The sequence below is a fragment of the uncultured Varibaculum sp. genome (genome assembly GCF_902489465.1).
Classification (GTDB): Bacteria; Actinomycetota; Actinomycetes; order Actinomycetales; family Actinomycetaceae; genus Varibaculum.
Genome location: NZ_CABTZZ010000062.1, coordinates 1 through 6,120, shown reverse-complemented (window position 1 = coordinate 6,120; position 6,120 = coordinate 1). Strand labels below are relative to the sequence as shown.

The following is a 6,120-nucleotide window of genomic DNA, read 5'->3' as shown; positions in this document are numbered from 1 at the left end:
GCCGTGACAGGGCGGCGCGCTAACCAACTGCGCCACTGGGCCATATTCATTTATCTTCCACCTTTCGGCGGATCGTACCCCCAACGGGATTCGAACCCGTGCCGTCGCCGTGAAAGGGCGGTGTCCTAGGCCTCTAGACGATGGGGGCCTTGCGGCCTAGCCTAATGGCCTCGGCTCAGACTTGAATAAGCTTACCGGCATTAAGTAACTAAAGGCAAAGCGTTAGCCTATGAAGCCTCTCACAACTTTGATTCACCGCGGATTCTAGGAGTTTAATGACTGCATTTTTCGCCGGTGAAACGTAGTCTAGGAATATGCAGCTGCAACCTTTAGACACGTCCTCGTCAGATGAAACCGTCGAACAAGTTTTTGACTGGTTAACTAGTCTCGCGGGCATGGGCGTGGGGGTGCTGGCGGGTTTTGTCTTGGCTCTAATTACTGTTGCTATTTTGAAACTGCTGGCTAAGCGCGAACCCTTAACTCAACTGGTACTCAATCGTGCCACCCGCAGCCTCTTGGTGACGCTGATGATCTTGGGCGCCTATCTCGGCTGGAAATACACTACTTCGGGTCTAGAGATTTCCCGCTCGACTGGTATTGGCAGGTTCAGCCAAGGACTGCTAATCGCGGTCATTTTAGCTTTTACTTTTTTGATCACCCGCATCTGTTACTTCATTGAAGATGTGGCGGTTAACGCCAACCGCGAGAAACCCTCACGCAGCCGTTCGAAAATGCTCACCCAAGCACAGGTGATTCGCAGGCTACTGCAAGCAGTTGTAGTAGTAGTGGGGATTTCTAGCGCCATATTAACTTTCCCATCTGCCCAAGTGGCCATGAGCTCCATGCTGGCCTCGGCAGGGGTGGCCTCAATCGTGGCTACTTTGGCTGCCCAGTCAACTCTGGCTAATGTGTTCGCGGGAGTCCAGATGGCGCTTTCAGATGCCCTCCGGGTCGGCGACAAGGTGCAGGTTCCTGGTTTGGATGGAACAAAAGAGCTGGGTACGGTAGAAGAAATCACCCTCACTTACGTGGTGCTTAACCTTTACGATGAACGGCGCATGATTGTGCCGTCCACCCATTTCACCCAGCAGAAGTTTGAGAACTGGACGCGTAAACACAGTCAACAGTTAGGGATAGTGGAATTGCAACTAGACTACTCTGCCCCCATTGATTCCATTCGGGCACAAGTGGATCTCCTGCTTTCCGGAACTGAGCTTTGGGACGGGCGCAGCGCCAGCGTCGAAGTATCCGATATGACCGCCGACTGTCAGACAGTTCGGATCTCAGTGTCGGCAGCCGATAGCTCTGATTTATGGGTATTACGCTGTTACCTGCGGGAACAACTAATTCAGTGGTTGGTGAAGGAAGTGCCTTGGGCTTTGGTTTCTCGCCGGATTCAACCGCAACAAGTACGCTACCTAAGCCGTGACCGTTCCGAGGAAGAAGTTCATCGTTTGGCTCGCAAATTGGTGGGCGAGAATGATTTGCAGAAAGGATAAGTTATGAGTGATTTTGATCCTCGCCACGCAAGTGAGACTGATTGGCGAGCCCGCCTAGATGCCAGCGAATACCATGTTTTGCGCGAAGCAGGTACTGAACGCCCCGGCACCGGAAAATACCTACATGAGAAGCGACAGGGCATCTACCGTTGCCGTGCCTGCGGGGCAGAGTTATTCCGCTCCGATACCAAGTTTGATTCCCACTGCGGTTGGCCCGCATTTTTCCAACCCGAGGACGCCGCGGTCACTTACCATCAGGACTCTTCCCATGGCATGGAGAGAACCGAGGTGCGTTGCGCTAACTGCCAAAGCCACTTGGGTCATGTTTTTGAGGACGCACCCGACATGCCTACGGGACAGCGCTATTGCATTAACTCGATCTGCCTAGATTTTCAGGCCGAATAATATGCGGATTATCAGCGCAAATCTGCAACACGGCACTCCCACAGCGCGAAAAGCCCAATCGCGAGATCACTGGCAAGTACTGGCGGAGCAGTTTAGTGATTATCACCCCGATGCTATTTGTCTGCAAGAAGTCGACTTCTATCAGGCACGTTCCGGTTTTGTAGACCAAACCCGCGCTCTGGCAGATGCATTAACCGAAGTTTCTGGAAAGCAGTGGCAGCAGCGATTTTTGAGTTTTTTCGCCGGCCAAATTCTGTTAGGGCTACGCTTACCGGTAACGCTACCCAGCGATTCCCTCGGAAAAACCCGTAATCCTTTCTGCGCCGATCGTCCACTGCTGGGAGGGTACGGAGTAGGACTACTTACCCCTCATCCGGTGCGGCGCTGGGTAAGCGCCAAACTCGGTTCTGCTGCCCCCAGGATAAATATTTCCAGCCCGGATCCGCGTACCTGGAAGTTTTATGGCGGGCAGACCCGCAGCTTGCTAGGAGCCGAAATCACTACCGAGCAGGGAAAATTTCTAGTAGCCGGCACCCATCTAGACCTCGGGGTAGACACCGCCAAACGACAACTAATCCGCTCGTGGCAGGGAATGTCGCTACTTGCTGGCAAGGCAACCCCGCTGCTAGTTGGCGATATGAATCTGCGCCAGGAGATCTCTCGCACCGTCTACCCCTATTTGACTTTCGCGAGTGCCCCCACTTTCCCGGCAGATCACCCCCGATTCCATATTGACCAGCTATTTGCTCCCCCCACCTGCCAGATTTCACAGGTGGACACTATTGAGATGCCCATCTCCGATCACCGCGCGCTATTTGTAGACTTACAGCCCTAAGCGGATCAAACGATGGGCAAAGCGAACAAGATTTCTGACCGGATTCCTGCGCCTTATTAACCGTGCCGCTAATCGGCTCTGCCGAGATTGCTGCTGGTTGACAAAGTAGTTGGGTTTTACTCTGTTGTGTCGCCGTAGGGATACTGTCTACCGCGCTGCCATTCCCTTTAGAACAAGTGGCGCTACGCCGTTTGAGCCCCGATATATTTTCGCTGTTAGCATGCTTAATGCCAGCGATAAGTGAGGTGGTTAGCATGATCGGCCTCCGCCACCTGCCAAATTGGGGGGAAATAGTGGGATTACTATGCATTTCCTTGGCAGTCGCTCTTGCACAATACCGTCCTGGAGTGCTAGACAGGAAGCGTAAGCATCGTAACCAGTAAGATAATAACGAGGGATAAAAATGGGAATCATCGGTTCAATTATTGTTGGCGGCATTATCGGGGCTCTAGCGCGCTTCTTCATGAAGGGCAAACAAAACATGGGGATGATCATCACCATCATCATCGGCATGGTTTCTGCTGGTCTGTCTGACTGGATCCTAGCCAAGATTATTGGCGACGGTCACGGCTTTATTAGTTTTATCGTGGCAATCGTGATCGCAGTTGGTTTGATTAGCGTCTACTTGGGAATCACCAATAAGAAGACCAAGTAACTGCTAGCCACTTGGATGTTTTAGTAGTTTAGGCTGCTAAAAATTTTTACTCTGGGCTGCTGCTCGGCAAAATAATTTGTCGGGCAGCAGTTTTTTATCTAGTTGCTGCTCCGTATTCGGTTTACCTATAGCCAGGCTGCCCCTTAACCTGGAAGAGATTAAAACCCTCAAGCAATTACTTGAGGGTTTCGTTAAGCACCTGCTCAAGGCCGCGCTTTCCGAATACCTCCGCAAATATTCGCTGTTGAAAACCTCTACACACTCCGGTGATTCTTCTACTTTTTAGGAGTTTTGTCACTGGTTATCCCCAGGCTACCGCGAGATTTTACCATTGTTGCAGCTAGTAGCTTGAATACCATTTCTACCAGTCCAAACCCTTAATACCCTCAAGGTTTACCTGAGGTTAACTAGAAGTAATTTGACATTTCAGGTTATTAAGCTAGTGAAAAAACAAATATCCACAGGCAATATCCACAGGGTTGTTAACTGGAGTAAAACCGCAGCATTATCTGTGGATATTGCCTGTGGAAAATCTGTCGGCTTATTCGTTTAGGGTACGCCCCGTGAGCGTCTCGTAGATTTCTTGATAACGGTCAGAAGTTTGCTTCACCACATCCGCGGGAATCTGCGGGGGTTCTTGCCGTTTATAGGGCTGCCACTGACACGCGTCAGAATCGACCCAATCACGCAATATCTGGGTATCTAGCCGGGGATTACGCTTTCCCACTTCATAGCTATCGGCATTCCAAAAACGCGAAGAATCGGGGGTCAGTACCTCATCTCCTAATACCACGGCCTCGCCACCATAGGGAAGAGCGGAGCCAAACTCGAACTTGGTGGATCCCAAAATAATCCCGCAGTCCCAAGCAATCTTGGCCGCTCGCTGGTACAGATCTAGCGAGTACTCGATAATTTGATCCACACGTCCACTGCCGACCAAGGACTGTAGCGCTTCCCAAGAAACGTTACTATCGTGCCTTCCCATCTGAGTCTTTGCTACCGGATTAAAAACTGGTTCCTCTAGTTTTTGATCCTGTTGCAACCCCGCCGGCATCCGCGCACCCCCGATAGTGCCTTTCGCCTGATACTCCCGCCATGCTTCACCTGCCAGATAACCAGACACATGGCATTCCAAGGGATACATGTCGAGGCGACGGCAAATCATCGCTCGTCCGGCCACCATCTCTGGTACCGAAGACGTAGATAGAAAATGATTGGGAATCGAATCCCCAAGCTGTTCCAACCACCAGGTAGTCAGTTGGGTAAGAGCAATACCTTTACCGGGGATTTCAGTGGGAAATACCTGACCATAGGCACTGAAACGGTCGGTAGCCAGAATCATCACGGTGTCGGAATCATGAGCCGATTGTCCCGCGGGGTAGTAAACTTCTCGTTCTTTACCAGAAAACAAATGGCGCCATCCACGTAGCGCCGGAGTATCACTTGACGACATATTTATCATTCTTCCATCTTTTATTTAAATTTGGGAGGGCTGTTGACAAATTTTATTGGAATTGGTTTGGTTGAGGTAGCAAAATGTTACTTATTTAGGTATCCCTTAGTAAGAGGTGGCGTCACCGTGCATCAACATGCTTCTACCAGTGAATCTACCCGTACCCGTCTGCTAATTGCCGCTGGTATCACCTTGGGGGTACTGGTTGCCCAGTTAATCGGCTCTATTATTTCGGGTTCTCTGGCTTTAGCGGCAGATACCGGACACGTGGCGATTGATTCCATAGGCTTATTCTTAGCTGCTTTCACTGCTACGTTGATGACTCGCCCTGCTAGCGGTGAACTCACCTATGGCTATGCCCGCCTAGAAGCAATTGCAGGCGGAATCCAGGCCGGCATGATCATAATCATCTGTACGATCATCGGATACCAAGCAGGTATTCGGCTTCTTACTCCTACTGCGGTTGACGGTACTCAGATGGCTGCCTGGGCGGTGGCCGGCTTACTGGGCAATTTGGCATCAATGCTGGTAATGCTAGGACGCCATCGTGACAATTTAAATATTAGAGCCGCATTCCTGGAGGTTTCCGTAGATGCGATTTCCTCTGTCGGAGTGATCGCTGGCGGCATTATTACCCGTATTAGCGGCATTACCCGGGTAGACGCCGTAATATCCTTACTGATTGCCGGCGCCATGCTGCCGCGCGGCTACAAGTTGTTAAAAGACGCGGGATCAATCCTGCTAGACCGCACACCCAGCGAATTGAAGGTCGCGGAAATTAGGAACCATATTTTGCAGGTAGAACATGTAATTGGAATCCATGACCTGCACGTATGGCCATTAAACTCCCAAACCGTGCTTTTATCAGCACATATCATTATCGCCAAGGAGTGCTACCGGGATGGTCATGCCCTGGAAGTGTTACACCAGGTAGAAGAATGTATGAAAACCCATTTCCCACGCAAGATAGAACATTGCACCCTGCAGATTGAGCCCGAAGGGCACGCTGCCCACGAAACCTTAAAACACTAACTGGGCAATCTGTATAGTTAAGCAAACCGAGACTATCGCGCTACCTACAGCGATACCGCGCAAATAGAGACAAAAACGGAGAGTCAGCTCCCCTTAGAAAACCAGCTCAATAAGCTATACAATCCCCAAATTACGCAATACCACCAGTAAAAACACCAAAATAAAGACACAAAAAATGTTACTTAGCCCGGCATTAGCCCTAAAACTCAAGAATAGATAGAAGCATGAAAAGGCGGGCCGG

At 50.6% G+C, this 6,120-nt stretch carries 6 protein-coding genes, 1 tRNA gene and 1 pseudogene; 6 read left to right on the top strand and 2 right to left on the bottom strand.

What is annotated here, in order from left to right:
* Nucleotides 1-75: 75 nt before the first annotated feature.
* A tRNA-Glu gene (locus RDM26_RS08335) sits at nucleotides 76-148 on the bottom strand.
* A 166-nt stretch (nucleotides 149-314) separates the two neighbouring features.
* Here RDM26_RS08335 and RDM26_RS08330 point away from each other — a divergent pair.
* The 5 genes and pseudogenes from RDM26_RS08330 (at nucleotide 315) to RDM26_RS08315 (ending at nucleotide 3,394) form a co-directional block, all read left to right on the top strand.
* Nucleotides 315-1,499, top strand: coding sequence for a mechanosensitive ion channel domain-containing protein (locus RDM26_RS08330; RefSeq protein WP_307738497.1), 1,185 nt, complete (start codon nucleotides 315-317; stop codon nucleotides 1,497-1,499).
* Between the two features lie 3 nt (nucleotides 1,500-1,502).
* Entirely contained in the window at nucleotides 1,503-1,904 is a 402-nt protein-coding gene (gene msrB, locus RDM26_RS08325) for a peptide-methionine (R)-S-oxide reductase MsrB (RefSeq protein ID WP_307738496.1), read from the top strand.
* Nucleotide 1,905: 1 nt separating this feature from the next.
* Nucleotides 1,906-2,739: an endonuclease/exonuclease/phosphatase family protein gene (locus tag RDM26_RS08320; RefSeq protein WP_307738495.1), complete on the top strand. Its 834-nt coding sequence runs from the start codon at nucleotides 1,906-1,908 to the stop codon at nucleotides 2,737-2,739.
* Nucleotides 2,740-2,867: 128 nt separating this feature from the next.
* Nucleotides 2,868-3,122: pseudogene (locus RDM26_RS08420) on the top strand (EamA family transporter); the annotation flags it as partial.
* A 20-nt stretch (nucleotides 3,123-3,142) separates the two neighbouring features.
* Nucleotides 3,143-3,394, top strand: a complete 252-nt coding sequence (locus RDM26_RS08315; RefSeq protein ID WP_307738494.1) for a GlsB/YeaQ/YmgE family stress response membrane protein — start codon at nucleotides 3,143-3,145, stop codon at nucleotides 3,392-3,394.
* A gap of 541 nt (nucleotides 3,395-3,935) precedes the next feature.
* Here RDM26_RS08315 and RDM26_RS08310 read toward each other — a convergent pair.
* Nucleotides 3,936-4,847, bottom strand: a complete 912-nt coding sequence (locus RDM26_RS08310; RefSeq protein WP_307738493.1) for a phosphoribosylaminoimidazolesuccinocarboxamide synthase — start codon at nucleotides 4,845-4,847, stop codon at nucleotides 3,936-3,938.
* Nucleotides 4,848-4,973: 126 nt separating this feature from the next.
* Here RDM26_RS08310 and RDM26_RS08305 point away from each other — a divergent pair, with 126 nt between their 5' ends.
* Nucleotides 4,974-5,879 (top strand): cation diffusion facilitator family transporter, encoded by a 906-nt coding sequence (locus tag RDM26_RS08305; RefSeq protein ID WP_307738492.1) that lies wholly within the window; start codon nucleotides 4,974-4,976, stop codon nucleotides 5,877-5,879.
* The last annotated feature ends 241 nt before the right edge of the window (nucleotides 5,880-6,120 follow it).